The organism is Pseudomonas sp. A25(2017) (genome assembly GCF_002001065.1).
GTDB classification, from domain to species: Bacteria; Pseudomonadota; Gammaproteobacteria; order Pseudomonadales; family Pseudomonadaceae; genus Aquipseudomonas; species Aquipseudomonas kilonensis.
This window is the reverse complement of record NZ_MUOA01000121.1, coordinates 64,771-80,160: the sequence shown is the minus strand read 5'-3', so window position 1 is coordinate 80,160 and position 15,390 is coordinate 64,771. Positions and strand designations below refer to the sequence as shown.

The 15,390-nt window shown below is 61.2% G+C and carries 14 protein-coding genes; 12 read left to right on the top strand and 2 right to left on the bottom strand.

The features are described 5' to 3' along the window. The first annotated feature begins 48 nt into the window (after positions 1 to 48). From B0E42_RS27665 to B0E42_RS27625, 9 genes are all read left to right on the top strand, one after another. The gene (locus B0E42_RS27665) at positions 49 to 804 is read left to right on the top strand and encodes a DeoR/GlpR family transcriptional regulator (protein WP_003204973.1); all 756 of its coding nucleotides are present in this window, start codon (positions 49 to 51) and stop codon (positions 802 to 804) included. Positions 805 to 1,120: 316 nt separating this feature from the next. Then, entirely contained in the window at positions 1,121 to 2,659 is a 1,539-nt protein-coding gene (gene glpD, locus B0E42_RS27660; protein ID WP_077508556.1) for a glycerol-3-phosphate dehydrogenase, read from the top strand. A 446-nt stretch (positions 2,660 to 3,105) separates the two neighbouring features. Then, complete coding sequence (locus tag B0E42_RS27655) at positions 3,106 to 4,020, top strand: glutamate/aspartate ABC transporter substrate-binding protein (RefSeq protein ID WP_018614189.1); 915 nt, start codon at positions 3,106 to 3,108, stop codon at positions 4,018 to 4,020. 190 nt (positions 4,021 to 4,210) lie between these two features. After that, on the top strand, positions 4,211 to 4,957 hold the full coding sequence (locus B0E42_RS27650; protein WP_018614191.1) for an amino acid ABC transporter permease: 747 nt from the start codon (positions 4,211 to 4,213) through the stop codon (positions 4,955 to 4,957). Continuing rightward, positions 4,957 to 5,628, top strand: a complete 672-nt coding sequence (locus B0E42_RS27645) for an amino acid ABC transporter permease (protein WP_018614193.1) — start codon at positions 4,957 to 4,959, stop codon at positions 5,626 to 5,628. The genes B0E42_RS27650 and B0E42_RS27645 overlap by 1 nt, the downstream gene beginning before the upstream one ends. Further along, a complete protein-coding gene (locus tag B0E42_RS27640) occupies positions 5,625 to 6,359 on the top strand; it encodes an amino acid ABC transporter ATP-binding protein (protein WP_018614195.1) in 735 nt (244 codons plus the stop codon). The genes B0E42_RS27645 and B0E42_RS27640 overlap by 4 nt, the downstream gene beginning before the upstream one ends. Before the next feature lie 172 nt (positions 6,360 to 6,531). After that, positions 6,532 to 8,436 (top strand): sensor histidine kinase, encoded by a 1,905-nt coding sequence (locus tag B0E42_RS27635; RefSeq protein WP_018614197.1) that lies wholly within the window; start codon positions 6,532 to 6,534, stop codon positions 8,434 to 8,436. After that, positions 8,433 to 9,761, top strand: coding sequence for a sigma-54 dependent transcriptional regulator (locus tag B0E42_RS27630; RefSeq protein ID WP_018614199.1), 1,329 nt, complete (start codon positions 8,433 to 8,435; stop codon positions 9,759 to 9,761). The genes B0E42_RS27635 and B0E42_RS27630 overlap by 4 nt, the downstream gene beginning before the upstream one ends. A 24-nt stretch (positions 9,762 to 9,785) precedes the next feature. Continuing rightward, entirely contained in the window at positions 9,786 to 10,115 is a 330-nt protein-coding gene (locus B0E42_RS27625) for a GlpM family protein (protein WP_168188548.1), read from the top strand. Between the two features lie 9 nt (positions 10,116 to 10,124). On the opposite strand, the gene B0E42_RS27620 is transcribed toward B0E42_RS27625, so the two are convergent. Together B0E42_RS27620 and B0E42_RS27615 are read right to left on the bottom strand one after the other, a co-directional pair. Next, complete coding sequence (locus tag B0E42_RS27620; protein ID WP_053181297.1) at positions 10,125 to 10,739, bottom strand: NAD(P)-dependent oxidoreductase; 615 nt, start codon at positions 10,737 to 10,739, stop codon at positions 10,125 to 10,127. A gap of 201 nt (positions 10,740 to 10,940) precedes the next feature. Continuing rightward, the gene (locus B0E42_RS27615) at positions 10,941 to 11,819 is read right to left on the bottom strand and encodes an MBL fold metallo-hydrolase (protein WP_077508552.1); all 879 of its coding nucleotides are present in this window, start codon (positions 11,817 to 11,819) and stop codon (positions 10,941 to 10,943) included. A 115-nt stretch (positions 11,820 to 11,934) separates the two neighbouring features. On the opposite strand from B0E42_RS27615, the gene B0E42_RS27610 reads away from it, so the two are divergent. From B0E42_RS27610 to gcvH, 3 genes are all read left to right on the top strand, one after another. Then, entirely contained in the window at positions 11,935 to 12,840 is a 906-nt protein-coding gene (locus tag B0E42_RS27610; RefSeq protein WP_018614206.1) for a LysR family transcriptional regulator, read from the top strand. A 220-nt stretch (positions 12,841 to 13,060) separates the two neighbouring features. Then, complete coding sequence (locus B0E42_RS27605; RefSeq protein ID WP_046062616.1) at positions 13,061 to 14,569, top strand: sigma-54-dependent transcriptional regulator; 1,509 nt, start codon at positions 13,061 to 13,063, stop codon at positions 14,567 to 14,569. A gap of 428 nt (positions 14,570 to 14,997) precedes the next feature. Further along, positions 14,998 to 15,381: a glycine cleavage system protein GcvH gene (gcvH, locus tag B0E42_RS27600; protein ID WP_077508550.1), complete on the top strand. Its 384-nt coding sequence runs from the start codon at positions 14,998 to 15,000 to the stop codon at positions 15,379 to 15,381. Positions 15,382 to 15,390 lie beyond the last annotated feature (9 nt).

Genomic DNA, 15,390 nt, shown 5'->3' with positions numbered 1-15,390 from the left:
CCTGCGGCATCATGGGCAAATTTTGTACGGCAGCCCAAAGGAAGCCCCATGAATCTGCCTCCCCGCCAGCAGCAAATCCTCGAACTGGTCCGCGAACGCGGCTATGTCAGCATCGAGGAAATGGCGCAGCTATTCGTCGTCACCCCGCAAACCATTCGCCGCGATATCAACCAACTGGCGGAAGTGAACCTGCTGCGTCGCTACCACGGCGGCGCCGCCTACGACTCAAGCGTGGAAAACACCGCCTACGCCATGCGCGCCGATCAGATGCGCGACGAGAAGCAACGCATCGCCGAAGCCATCGCCGCCCAGATCCCCGATCATGCCTCGCTGTTCATCAACATCGGCACCACCACCGAATCCATTGCCCGGGCGCTGCTCAATCACAACCATCTGAAGGTCATCACCAATAACCTGCACGTGGCTTCGATCCTCAGCGCCAAGGACGACTTCGAAGTCCTGATCGCCGGCGGCAACGTACGGCGTGACGGCGGCGTGGTGGGCCAGGCCAGCGTCGACTTCATCAACCAGTTCAAGGTCGACTTCGCCTTGGTGGGCATCAGCGGGATCGATGAAGACGGCAGCCTGCTGGACTTCGACTACCAGGAAGTGCGGGTCTCCCAAGCCATCATCGCCAACGCCCGGCAAGTGCTGCTGGCGGCGGACTCCAGCAAATTCGGGCGCAACGCCATGGTCCGCCTGGGGCCTATCAGCCTGATCGACTGCCTGGTGACCGACCAGCAACCCGTGCCGGCCCTGGCGCAATTGCTGAGCCAGCACAAGATTCGGCTGGAGGTGGTTTAACGCCTTCTCCAATACCCTGTGGCAAGACTAATGCTGTGGGAGCAAGGCTTGCCCGCGATGAAGACGACACGGTTTCTACAAAGAACGAGGCGCCTGTTTCGCGAGCAAGCTTTGCTCCCACAAATCCCCTCGCCGCAACTGCCTCTCTGTCGGCTTCAATCTCTCTTCGTGTTCGAAAATTTTCCTTTTAGCTTCCTTTGATCAGTATTTTCAATCGAAGCCCGCTGGCTGTTGCGTTGTTTATGGGCTAGTATTTTCGCAAATGAACATTTATGTTCGAATTCAAATATTGCGAAAAAGAGCCCGAGGCCAGCCGATGCCCACTTCTACCTTGCCTACGCCCCCTCTCGCCGAGATTTACGACGTCGCCGTCATTGGTGGCGGTATCAACGGCGTGGGGATTGCCGCGGACGCTGCCGGTCGCGGTCTTTCGGTGTTCCTTTGCGAAAAGGACGACCTGGCCAGCCACACATCGTCGGCCAGCAGCAAGCTGATCCACGGTGGCCTGCGCTACCTCGAACATTATGAGTTTCGCCTGGTGCGCGAAGCGCTGGCCGAGCGCGAAGTGCTGCTGACCAAGGCCCCGCACATCGTCAAGCAAATGCGCTTCGTGCTGCCTCACCGCCCGCATCTGCGCCCGGCCTGGATGATCCGCGCCGGCCTGTTCCTCTACGATCACCTGGGCAAGCGTGAACAGCTCGCCGGCTCCAAAAGCCTGAAGTTCGGTGCCGACAGCGCATTGAAAAGCGAGATCACCAAAGGTTTCGAATATTCCGACTGCTGGGTCGACGATGCGCGGCTGGTGGTACTCAACGCCATGGCCGCCCGGGAAAAAGGCGCGCATATTCACACCCGCACGCGTTGCGTGAACGCCCGTCGCAGCAAAGGCCTGTGGCACTTGCACCTGGAACGTGCCGACGGCAGCCTGTTCTCGATCCGTGCCAAGGCATTGGTCAACGCCGCCGGCCCGTGGGTCGCCAAGTTCATTCGCGATGACCTGAAGCTGGAATCGCCCTATGGCATCCGCCTGATCCAGGGCAGTCACCTGATCGTGCCGAAACTCTACGAAGGCGAGCATGCACACATTCTTCAAAACGAAGACCAGCGCATCGTGTTCACCATTCCGTACCTGAACCAGTTCACCCTGATCGGTACCACTGACCGCGAATACACCGGTGACCCAGCCAAAGTGGCGATCACCGAGGGCGAAACCGATTACCTGTTGAAGGTGGTCAATGCCCACTTCAAGAAGCAGATCAGCCGCGACGATATCCTGCACAGCTATTCCGGCGTGCGTCCGCTGTGCAATGACGAATCCGACAACCCGTCGGCCGTGACCCGCGACTACACCCTGGCGCTGTCGGGCGGCAGTGAAGAAGCCCCCTTGCTGTCGGTGTTCGGCGGCAAGCTGACCACCTATCGCAAACTGGCCGAATCGGCGATGGCGCAACTGGCCCCGTATTTCATGCAAATGCGTGCGAGCTGGACCGCCGTAGAGGCCCTCCCCGGCGGCGAAAACATGACCACCCCGCAGGCGCTTTGCTCGGCGATCCGCGACAAGTTCGACTGGCTGCCAACCGACATTGCCCGCCGCTGGGCCACCACCTACGGCAGCCGTACCTGGCGCATGCTCGAAGGCGTGCACAACCTGAGCGACCTGGGCGAGCACATCGGTGCCGGCCTCTATACCCGTGAAGTCGATTATCTGTGCAGCGACGAGTGGGCCGTCGATGCCCAGGACATCTTGTGGCGCCGCAGCAAGCTGGGCTTGTTCACCACCCCGGTCGAGCAGGAGAAACTGCAGCAGTACCTGGACAAGGTCGAGCACAACCGCCGCAAGATCGAAGCGGCCTGAACGATCGCCCGCTGAACCCAAGGCCCCTGAATCCTGCGATTCAGGGGCTTTTTGCTATCTGAAATCCGCCACAGAACCCTGTGGGAGCGGGCTTGCTCGCGAAGAGGCCGGCACATTCAACATCAATGTGGCTGACACACCGCTTTCGCGAGCAAGCCCGCCCCCACAAGGATTAATGAAGCTCCAAGCCATTCGGTTTTCCGAACACGACCCGCCAGTCAGTTCGGCTAACCGGATAAAACAGCCCGCATAAAACCTGAAACAAAACATTAATTACCATCTAAAACAACAAGTTAACCAGATAACCCTGGCCTGGCACGACTCATGCTCTACACTCCTGGAGACGAATGCCTGTAAGCCAACACACCAGGAGCTGCCAGGCACTTCGAAGTACTCAGGGCCGACAAACCGGTCGAAATAAAAAAAACAATGTCGAGGAAACATCGATGCGTATCGTTCCCCATCTCCTGGGCGCAGCCATTGCTGCCGCTCTGATCAGCACTCCGGTTTTCGCAGCCGAACTGACCGGCACATTGAAAAAGATCAAAGAGTCCGGCGTTGTCACGCTGGGCCATCGCGATGCTTCCATTCCGTTTTCCTACATCGCGGACGCTTCCGGCAAGCCGGTCGGCTACTCCCACGATATCCAGATGAAAGTCGTCGAAGCACTGAAAAAAGACCTGGACTTGCCCAACCTGCAGGTCAAATACAACCTGGTCACCTCGCAAACCCGTATCCCGCTGGTGCAGAACGGCACCGTGGACCTGGAGTGCGGCTCCACCACCAACAACGTCGAGCGTCAGCAGCAGGTTGACTTCTCCGTTGGCATCTTCGAGATCGGCACCAAGCTGCTGTCCAAGAAAGATTCCAAGTACAAGGATTTCGACGACCTCAAGGGCAAGAACGTCGTGACCACCGCCGGCACTACGTCCGAGCGCATCCTCAAGGCGATGAACGCCGACAAGCAGATGGGCATGAACGTCATCTCCGCCAAGGACCACGGCGAATCCTTCCAGATGCTGGAATCGGGTCGTGCCGTTGCGTTCATGATGGACGACGCCCTGCTGGCCGGCGAAGCCGCCAAGGCCAAGAAAGCCGATGACTGGGCCGTGACCGGTACCCCACAGTCCTACGAAATCTACGGCTGCATGATGCGCAAAGGCGACGAGCCGTTCAAAAAGGCTGTCGATGACGCCATCAAGGCCACCTACGCTTCGGGCGAGATCAACAAGATCTACGAAAAATGGTTCATGCAGCCTATTCCGCCAAAAGGCCTGAACCTGAACTTCCCGATGAGCGAAGAACTCAAGGCACTGATCGCCAAGCCGACCGATAAAGCGGCTGACGACAAGAAATCCTGATTTCTGACTAACCTTATCTCCTGAAGGGGCCCGGCCCTTTCAGGGGATGGTCACTCCCTGCTGGCAACTCTGGAAACACTCGAACCGGTGGCTGTCGAGCCGATCGCGTGTGCCTGGCCTCCAAGCCGGGCGGGAACGGAGTTTCCCCAGGCAGGCATTTGTACATCGAACGATCTGAGGGGAGACCCTAATGAATTACAACTGGGACTGGGGCGTGTTCTTCAAGTCCACCGGCGTGGGCAGCGAGACTTATCTCGACTGGTACGTGGCCGGCCTGGGCTGGACCATCGCCATCGCCGTCGTCGCCTGGATCATTGCCCTGCTGCTGGGCTCGATCCTGGGTGTGATGCGTACCGTGCCGAACCGGCTGGTGTCGGGTATCGCCACGTGCTACGTGGAGCTTTTCCGTAACGTGCCGCTGCTGGTTCAGCTGTTCATCTGGTACTTCCTGGTCCCGGACCTGCTGCCCGCCGATATGCAGGAGTGGTACAAGCAGGACCTGAACCCGACCACCTCGGCCTACCTGAGCGTCGTGGTGTGCCTGGGCCTGTTCACCGCCGCCCGGGTCTGCGAACAGGTGCGTACCGGCATCCAGGCGCTGCCGCGTGGCCAGGAATCCGCCGCGCGCGCCATGGGCTTCAAGCTGCCGCAGATCTACTGGAACGTGCTGCTGCCCCAGGCCTACCGGATCATCATTCCGCCGCTTACTTCGGAATTCCTCAACGTCTTCAAGAACTCTTCCGTGGCCTCGCTGATCGGCCTGATGGAACTGCTCGCGCAGACCAAGCAGACCGCCGAGTTCTCCGCCAACCTGTTCGAAGCCTTTACCCTGGCGACGCTGATCTATTTCACCTTGAACATGAGCCTGATGCTGCTCATGCGCATGGTCGAGAAGAAAGTCGCGGTGCCCGGCCTGATCTCCGTGGGGGGTAAATAATGGAATTCGACTTCACTGGCGTCATCCCGGCCATTCCCGGCTTGTGGAACGGTATGCTGATGACCCTCCAACTGATGGCCCTTGGCGTGGTCGGCGGGATCATCCTGGGGACCATCCTGGCGCTGATGCGCCTGTCCCACAACAAGCTGGTCTCCAATATCGCTGGCGCCTACGTCAACTATTTCCGCTCGATTCCGCTGCTGCTGGTCATCACCTGGTTCTACCTGGCGGTGCCGTTCGTGCTGCGCTGGATCACCGGCGAAGACACGCCGATCGGCGCGTTCGGCTCCTGCGTCGTGGCATTCATGATGTTCGAGGCAGCGTACTTCTGCGAAATCGTGCGGGCCGGCGTACAGGCGATTCCCAAGGGCCAGATGGGCGCCGCCCAGGCACTGGGGATGAATTATGGCCAGGTCATGCGCCTGATCATCCTGCCCCAGGCGTTTCGCAAGATGACCCCGCTGCTGCTGCAACAAAGCATCATCCTGTTTCAGGACACCTCGTTGGTCTACACGGTCGGCCTGGTGGACTTCCTCAATGCTTCGCGGGCCAATGGCGACATCATCGGCCGCTCCAATGAGTTCCTGATCATCGCAGGTCTCGTGTACTTCACAATCAGCTTTGCCGCCTCGCTGCTGGTCAAGCGTCTGCAAAAAAGGTTCGCCGTATGATCTCTATCAAGAACATCAACAAGTGGTATGGGGACTTCCAGGTACTGACCAATTGCAGCACCGAGGTCAGCAAGGGTGAGGTTGTGGTGGTGTGCGGGCCGTCCGGTTCGGGAAAATCCACGCTGATCAAGTGCGTGAACGCCCTGGAACCGTTCCAGAAAGGCGACATCGTGGTCGATGGTACGTCCATCGCCGACCCGAAGACCAACCTGCCGAAGCTGCGTTCGCGCGTGGGCATGGTGTTCCAGCATTTCGAACTGTTCCCGCACCTGACCATCACCGAGAACCTGACCATCGCGCAGATCAAGGTGCTGGGCCGCAGCAAGGAAGAAGCCACCAAGAAAGGCCTGCAACTGCTTGAGCGCGTGGGTCTCTCGGCCCACGCCCACAAGCACCCGGGCCAGCTCTCCGGCGGCCAGCAGCAGCGCGTGGCGATTGCCCGTGCACTGGCGATGGACCCGGTGGTGATGCTGTTCGACGAACCGACCTCGGCCCTTGACCCGGAAATGGTCAACGAAGTGCTCGACGTGATGGTGCAACTGGCCCACGAAGGCATGACCATGATGTGCGTGACCCACGAAATGGGCTTCGCCCGCAAAGTGGCGAACCGGGTGATCTTCATGGACCAGGGCCAGATCATCGAAGACTGCCCGAAAGAAGAGTTCTTCGGCGACATCAGCGCCCGCTCCGAACGCGCGCAGCATTTCCTTGAGAAAATCCTGCAGCACTAAAAACACATTTGCGAAAGCCCCCACACCCCCTGTGGGAGCGAGCCTGCTCGCGATGAGGCCATCACAGTCAACATCAATGTTGAATGTAAGTCCGCCATCGCGAGCAGGCTCGCTCCCACAAGGGACCGTGGTGACTCTGAGTAAGTGTTGTGGTTGACCCAAGGCTTCTGTGATGAAATGCGACCCCACCCTTTATCGCGCCGCGCCGCCATCACTCGCCGTGAAACCCCGCCTGATCCGCCATCTGTTCCTGCCGCCACTGGTCATCGCCCTGATGATCGGCCTGGGTTACCTCGGCTTCTGGATCAGCGAGCACTATGGCGTACGTGGCCTCGCCGAGAATGGCGAACGCCAGTTGGAGCTGCACGCCCGTGCGGTCGAAAGCGAGATCAGCAAGTACACCTACCTGCCCAGCCTGCTGGAACTTGAATCGAGTGTCTCGCAACTGCTCGACGACCCGACGCCCGAGCACCGCAGGACCGTCAATGAATACCTCGAAGGCCTGAACCGCCGCAGCCGCAGCCGGGCCATCTACGTGATGGACACCACCGGCCGGGTGATGGCCACCAGCAACTGGCGCGATGTCGACAGTTACCTGGGCGAAGACCTGTCCTTCCGCGCCTATTTCCAGAACGCCGTGCGCGGCCAGCCGGGGCGTTTCTACGGCATCGGCAGCACCAACGGCGAACCCGGCTACTACCTGGCCCATGGCTTGGAGCAACAAGGCAAGATCATTGGCGTGGCCGTGGTCAAGGTGCGCCTCGAAGCCCTGGAAGAGCGCTGGCAACGAGCGCGGCTGGAGGCGTTTGTCAGTGATGAGAACGGCATCATCATCCTGTCCAGCGACCCGGCGCGGCGGCTCAAGTCGGTTCGCCCCCTGAGCGACGACACCAAGGAGCGCCTGGCCCGCAGCCTGCAGTACTACTGGTTCCCGCTCAATGAACTGGTGCCACTGGCCCGGGAACGCCTGGCCGAAGGCATGGAGAAACTGACGTTCCCGGCCAACAGCGAACTGGTGCCCGACGAGCGCGCCATCAGCTACTTGTCGCAGACCCGGCCCTTGAGCGATACACCGTGGAATTTCACCCTGCTGACCCCACTTGAAGACCTGCGTCGCCAGGCGATCAACCAAGGCATCCTGGTGGCCGTGGCCTTCGCCCTGGTGGCGTTCCTGCTGATTGCCTGGAACGAACGACGCAAGGTCATCGCCACCCGTCTCGCGGCCCGGGAAGCCTTGCAGCAAGCCAACAACCAGCTCGAGCGTCGGATTACCGAACGCACCACCGACCTGCGCGCCAGCAACGAACGACTCAAGGGCCAGATCCGCGAGCGGCGCCAGGCCGAAGAGACCTTGCGCCGGGCCCAGGACGAATTGGTCCAGGCCGGTAAACTGGCGGCCATCGGCCAGATGTCCACCAGCATCGCCCATGAACTCAACCAACCGCTGGCGGCGCTGCGCACCTTGTCCGGCAATACCGTGCGCTTCCTGGAACGCGGTCAACTGGACATCGCCAGCACCAACCTCAAGACCATCAACGAATTGATCGACCGCATGGGCCGGATCACCGCCAGCCTGCGCTCCTTTGCCCGGCGTGGGGACGACCAGGGCCAGGCCAGCCTCGGCAAAGGTATCGAGGCCGCGCTGCAACTGCTGGGCGCTCGTCTTGAAAGCTTGAACATCCAGATTCATTCCAGTTTCGACGACGTCCAGGTGCAAATTGACCAGACGCGCCTGGAGCAGATCCTGGTGAACCTGATCGGCAATGCCCTGGACGCCATGCAGACGCAACCCGAACCGCAACTGTGGCTCGAAGGCCAGGCCGGCGATGGCAAATATCGCCTGCGTGTGCGAGATAACGGCCACGGTATTGACCCAGAAGCACGCAAGCATCTGTTCGAACCCTTCTTCACCACCAAACCCGGCGAACAAGGCCTGGGCCTGGGCCTGACGCTTTCCGCCAGCCTGGCCGCCGCCACGGGCGGATACCTGGGCGTCGAGCACCCGGTCGAGGGCAGTGGAACCACCTTTGTCCTCAGTTTACCGTTGGTAAGCCTTTCACCTGTCGAGCCGCTATGAACCACGACCTGAGCGTACTGATCGTCGAAGACGACCCCCACGTCCTGCTGGGCTGCCAGCAGGCCTTGAGCCTGGAAGACATTCCCTGCATCGGCGTGGGCAGCGCCGAAGAGGCCCTGGAGCGTGTCGACGATAACTTTGCCGGCATCGTCATCAGTGACATTCGCCTGCCGGGCATCGACGGCCTGGAGCTGCTGACCCGCCTCAAGGCACGGGACCGCAGCCTGCCGGTGGTGCTGATCACCGGCCACGGCGACATCTCCATGGCCGTCGGTGCCATGCAAAAAGGCGCCTATGACTTCATGGAGAAACCCTTCTCTCCTGAACGCCTGGTGGACGTCGCCCGCCGTGCCCTGGAGCAGCGCAGCCTCGCCCGGGAAGTGTCATCGCTGCGTCGGCAATTGGCCGAACGCGATTCCCTGGAAGGCCGGATCATTGGCCGCTCGCCCGCCATGCAGCACCTGCGCGCGCTGATCGCCAACGTCGCCGACACCTCGGCCAACGTGCTGATCGAAGGCGAAACCGGCACCGGCAAGGAACTGGTCGCCCGTTGCCTGCACGACTTCAGCCGACGCCACGACAAGCAGTTCGTCGCATTGAACTGCGGCGGCCTGCCGGAGAACCTGTTCGAAAGCGAGATTTTCGGCCACGAAGCCAATGCCTTTACCGGTGCCGGCAAACGCCGGATCGGCAAGATCGAACACGCCGACGGTGGCACGCTGTTTCTCGACGAAGTGGAAAGCATGCCCCTGCCCTTGCAGATCAAGTTGCTGCGCGTGTTGCAGGAACGCACCCTTGAGCGCCTGGGTTCGAACCAGAGCGTGGCCGTGGATTGCCGGGTGATCGCCGCCACCAAGTCCGACCTGGACGAAATGGGCCGGACCGGGCAGTTCCGCAGCGACTTGTATTACCGCCTCAACGTGGTGACCCTGGAACTGCCGCCACTGCGCGAGCGGCGCGAAGACATCCTGCAACTGTTCAAGCACTTTCTCCAGCAGTCGTCCCTGCGCTTCGACCGCACGGTGCCGGAGCTGGACAACCAGACCCTGTCGAACCTGATGAGCCACGACTGGCCGGGCAATGTGCGCGAACTGCGCAACGTCGCCGAGCGTTACGCCCTGGGCCTGCCGGCGTTCAAGCGCGCCGGTGCCAGCGGCGGTAACCAGGGCCTGGCCTTCGCCGAAGCCGTCGAAGCCTTCGAGCGCAACCTGCTGGTGGACGCCCTGCAACGCAGCGGTGGCAACCTGACCCAGGCCAGCCTGGAGTTGGGCATGGCCAAGACCACGCTGTTCGACAAAGTCAAAAAATATGGCCTGAGCCATTAACTGGGCGGGAAACCTGTGGATCTGATTTTCAAGGCGGCGCTCGGTGCAGCCGTGGTGGTCATCCTGGCGATGCTGGCCAAGACCAGAAACTATTACATCGCCGGGCTGGTGCCGCTGTTCCCGACCTTCGCCCTGATCGCCCATTACATCGTCGGCAAGGGCCGCTCGGTGGACGACCTGAAGACCACCATCGTGTTTGGGATGTGGTCGATCATTCCGTACTTCGTCTATCTGGCAACGCTGTACGTGATGGTCGACCGCATGCGCCTCGAAGCCTCATTGGCCGTGGCAGCCGTCGCCTGGCTGATGGCGGCGACGGTGCTGGTCAGCACTTGGGTACGGCTTCACGGCTGATCTCTGTGATCAATAACCGACGGTAAATCGCGTGCGCGAAAACTGCGGCGTTTCCACTTCATCGATCATCGCGATAGCGTAGTCGGCAAAGCTGATCCAGCTACGCCCGGCATCGTCGAACAGCAGGTGATTCTTGCCGAGGCGAAACTGCTCCGTGCGCTCGGTTTCGACGAACTCTGCCGAAGGCGAAAGGAAGGTCCAGTCCAGGTCTTGCTCCTGGCGCAGCACATCGAGGAACAATGCTCCGGCGCTGGCTTCGGCCAGGTATTCCTCCGGGAAGCCATCGCTGTCGATCACACGAGATCCGTCCGGGAGCAGCAACGAACCGGCCCCGCCGACCACCAGCAAACGCTTGACCCCAGCGGCTTTCACCGGTGCGATGAGCTTGTCGGCCGGCACGCTGGCGAAGTGGGCCGCGCTGATCACCACATCGTGATCGGTCACCGCCGCCGTCAATGCCTCGCTGTCCAATACATCCAGTTGCTTGCTGACCACCCCGGCCCTTTCACCGATTTTCGCGGTGTTGCGGGCAATGGCCGTCACGCTGTGACCACGGCGCAGGGCTTCTTCCAGCAATTGGCTGCCGGCGCGACCGGTGGCGCCGATGATTGCGATTTTGCTCATGGTGTTCTCCATTGGTTAGCGATGTTCGAAATGTATGCTCTTGTGGTGAGGGGATTTATCCCCGCTGGACTGCGAAGCAGTCCCAATGCGCCATTGGTGATAAACCTGATGTAACCCGTTCAGCCTTTTTAGGGCCGCTTCGCAGCCCAGCGGGGATGAATCCCCTCGCCACAAAGGAGTACCGCCCCCAAGATTTGTGTCTCACCACTTCATCTCGCCCTTCGCCACCTTGGCACTCAGTTCCAGGGAACTGTCTTCACCCAGGTTCGGGTAGCGTTGCTTCATGGCGGCGATCAGCGCGGCGGAATCCTTGGCCTTGGCGGTTTCTTCATCGAAGGCCTTGATATAGCCGGCGGTGAATGTCACCGGGGCCAGGGACCGGGCGCTTTCACCCAGGTAGTGGCCCGGGATCACGGTGTTCGGCTGCAGCTTTTCAATACCGGCAAGGGTCGCCAACCAGTCCTTGTGGGATTGCGGCGTCTGGGTGTCAGCCATCCAGACATGAATGTTCTCGGCCACCACCACACCGCCTACCACGGCCTTGATCGACGGAATCCACACGAAACTGCGGTCCGGCTGCGGGCCATCGAGGCCGACGATCTGCAAGCGCTGGCCTTCCAGGGTCAGGCTGTCGCCCTTGAGCACCTGGGGCACGATGGCTTTGGCCGGGGCATCGGTCTTCAGGATCGGCCCCCAATATTTCAGCTTGCCGTCCATGGTGTGCTTGATGTGCTCGACAGTCGGTGCGGACGCCAGCACCTTGGCCTCAGGGAACGCGGCGGTGAGGGTTTCCAAACCAAAATAGTAGTCTGGATCGCCGTGGCTGATGTAGATCGTGGTCAATCGCTTGCCGCTGGCGCGGATTTTTTCCACCACCTGGGCGGCCTGGGTCTTGCCGAACTGGGCGTCCACCAGGATTGCCTCTTTTTCACCGCTGACTAAAACCGAAGTCACCGGGAAAACCGCCGCCGCGCCGGGGTTGTAGACGTCCAGCGTCAGGTCGGCGGCCCAGGTCTGGGCGGTGAAGGCCAGGGCGGCGGTTGCCAGCAGCAGGCGCTTGAGTGGGATAAGTCCGGTCATGGTGTGCTCCGTTGTCCAAAAACCCGTCAGGGGAATGGGGATTGAGCTTAGTTACCTTACTCGTTACAAAAAATGCGATGCTGGAACATAGTTTGTTTCTGAAATCGGGCAAATCATGGATCGTCTACAAGCAATGCGGGTGTTCGTCACGGTGGTGGACCTGGGCAGCCAGTCGGCGGCGGCCGAGCATCTGGACCTGTCGCGGCCGGTGGTGTCGCGCTACTTGGCGGAGCTGGAGGACTGGGTCGGTGCCCGGCTGATGCACCGCACCACTCGCAAGCTGAGCCTGACGGCCGCAGGCACGGAGATCCTGCCGCGCTGCCGGCAGATGCTCGAGCTGTCCGGCGACATGCAAGCCGCCGTCAGCACCCCGGACGACGCGCCGCGGGGCATGTTGCGCATCAGCGCCAGCACCTCGTTCGGCCAGGCCCAACTGGCGAGCGCCATGGCCGAATACGTCAAGCGCTACCCCGGGGTGAGCGTCGACCTGCAAATGCTCGACCGCACCGTGAACCTGGTGGATGAGCGCATCGACCTGGCGATCCGCATGAGCAACGACCTGGACCCGAACCTGATTGCCCGTCGCCTCACGGTCTGCCGCTCGGTGATCTGCGCTTCGCCACAGTATCTGCGCGAGCACTCGACACCGCTGCGCGTGGAAGACCTGAGCCGGCACAACTGCCTGACCCACTCCTACGTCGGCAAGAGCCTGTGGCATTTCGAGCAGGACGGCGAGCAGGTCTCGGTGCCGGTGCAAGGTAATATCAGCGCCAACGAAGCCAGCACATTGCTTCAAGCAACGATAGCCGGCGCTGGCGTGGCCATGCTGCCCAGCTACCAGGCCGGCGCCCACATCAAGAACGGCGAACTGATCCGCCTGCTGCCCCACGCCGAACCCCGCCGGATGAACATGTACGCGGTGTATGCCTCACGCAAACACATGCCGTCGGCACTGCGCAGCCTGCTGGATTTTTTGGTGCTCAAGTTTCCCGAGATGCCCGAGTGGGATGTGGGGCTATAAGCGATAGCCGCCTCACCGCCGACCGCCACTGTGGGAGCGGGCTTGCTCGCGAAGGCGGAGTGCCAGCCAATCAAATGTCGACTGGTACACCGCTTTCGCGAGCAAGCCCGCTCCCACAGTGGAGGTCGGTGTATTCCTTGTCTCTTCGCCAGGATTTCACCAACAGCCCGCCCCAAGGCATACTGGCCACCCTCCGCACTCCAGAACCCAAAACCGCCCCATGCGTATCCACGTCAGTTTCATCGACCGCGTCGGCATCACCCAGGAAGTCCTGGCCTTGCTCGGTGGGCGCAATCTCAATCTGGATGCGGTGGAAATGGTGCCGCCCAACGTCTACATCGACGCCCCGACCCTCAGTCCGCAAGTGCTCGACGAGTTGCGCGAGGCGCTGTTCAGCGTGCGCGGCGTGCAGGCGGTCACCGTGGTGGACATCCTGCCGGGCCAGCGTCGGCACTTGCAGCTCGATGCCTTGCTCGCCGCCATGACCGACCCGGTGCTGGCCCTGGACAGCGCCGGCAAGGTGTTGCTGGCCAATCCGGCGCTGATTGCCCTGTACGGGCGTGAACCGGCCGGGGAAAGCGTGGCCGAGCTGTTCGGTGACGAGGCCTTGCTGGACGCCTTGCTGGAGAACGGTTTCCGCTTGCCGCTGCGGGAAATCACCGTCAACGGCCAGACGTTGCTGCTGGACGCCACGCCCATCACCGACGCCGGCGCGCTGCTGACGCTGTATCAGCCGAACCGCATCGGCGAGCGCCTGTCGGCACTGCATCACGATCACGCCGAAGGTTTCGACGCGCTACTGGGCGAATCCCCGGCGATCCGCACCCTCAAGGCCCGGGCCCAGCGGGTCGCGGCGCTGGATGCACCGCTGCTGATCCAGGGCGAAACCGGCACCGGCAAGGAACTGGTGGCCCGGGCGTGTCATGCCATCAGCGCCCGTCATGGCGCACCGTTCCTGGCCCTGAACTGCGCAGCATTGCCGGAGAACCTGGCGGAAAGCGAACTGTTCGGCTATGCCCCCGGCGCCTTCACCGGAGCGCAACGAGGCGGCAAGCCGGGACTGATGGAGCTGGCGAACCAGGGCACGGTATTCCTCGATGAAATCGGCGAGATGTCGCCGTACCTGCAAGCCAAGCTGCTGCGCTTCCTGAACGATGGCAGCTTCCGCCGAGTGGGCGGCGACCGGGAAATCAAGGTCAACGTGCGGATCCTCAGCGCCACCCACCGCAACCTGGAAAAAATGGTCAGCGAGGGCTCGTTCCGCGAAGACCTGTTCTATCGCCTGAACGTGCTCAATGTCGAAGTCCCGCCGCTGCGGGAACGCGGCCAGGACATCCTGCTGCTGGCGCGTTATTTCATGCAGCAGGCCTGCGCGCAGATCCAGCGCCCGGTCTGCCGCCTGGCCCCCGGCACTTACCCGGCCCTGCTGGGCAACCGCTGGCCAGGCAATGTGCGGCAATTGCAGAACGTGATCTTCCGCGCCGCGGCCATCTGCGAAAGCAGCCTGGTGGACATCGGCGACCTGGACATCGCCGGCACCTCCGTGGCGCGCCAGGGCGATGTGGAAGTCGAAAGCCTGGAACAGGCCGTGGAAAGCTTCGAGAAGCACCTGCTCGAAAGCCTCTACGTCAACTACCCCTCCACCCGCCAGCTCGCCAGCCGCCTGCAAACTTCCCACACCGCGATTGCCCATCGGTTGCGCAAGTACGGGATCTCCAACAAGCCCTAGTTTTACTCGGTCCATGTGGGAGCGGGCTTGCTCGCGAAAGCGGTGTGCCAGTCGACATCCAATTAGCTGACACACCGTCTTCGCGAGCAAGCCCGCTCCCACAGGGATTCTTGTGTTGCATTCGAAAGTAGCGTCAAAAACGACCTCCACCTGTACTGAAAGCGCTACAGCGGAACGATATCGCTACACTCATCGCTAAGCAGCGCTGCGCAAGGCTTTGATCCCACAACGATTTTTTCCAGCCTCCCATCTGTAGCGATTTCGCTACAGCAAAGTCGATCCAAGCTTCGACAAAACCAGTCAAACCATTGATATGTAAGCACTTATTAACATTGGCCGCATTCTTGCTATGGGTATTAGCATTCGGCCGGGCCAAGCCCCGTGCCTTTCTTCGCGTCCACCAGACGATTCTGGCCCCAGGAGTTTCCATGAGCGAGTTGCGTTTCACTGAAGATCACGAATGGCTGCGCACCGAAGCCGACGGCAGCGTCACCGTAGGCATTACCGCTTTCGCGCAGAACGCATTGGGTGACGTGGTTTTTGTGCAACTGCCTGAACTGCAGGCCTATGAAAAAGGCGCCGAAGCCTCCACCGTGGAGTCGGTCAAGGCCGCCAGCGGTGTGTACATGCCCCTGGACGGTGAAGTGCTCGAAGTGAACAACAAACTCGACGGCAGCCCGGAACTGGTCAACGAAGATCCGATGGGCGAAGGCTGGTTCTTCCGCTTTAAACCGACCGACGTCGACGCAGTGGCTAAGCTGTTGGATCAAGACGCCTACGATCGCCTGATCAAAGCCAACGCCCAAGCCTGAGGAGCGCCA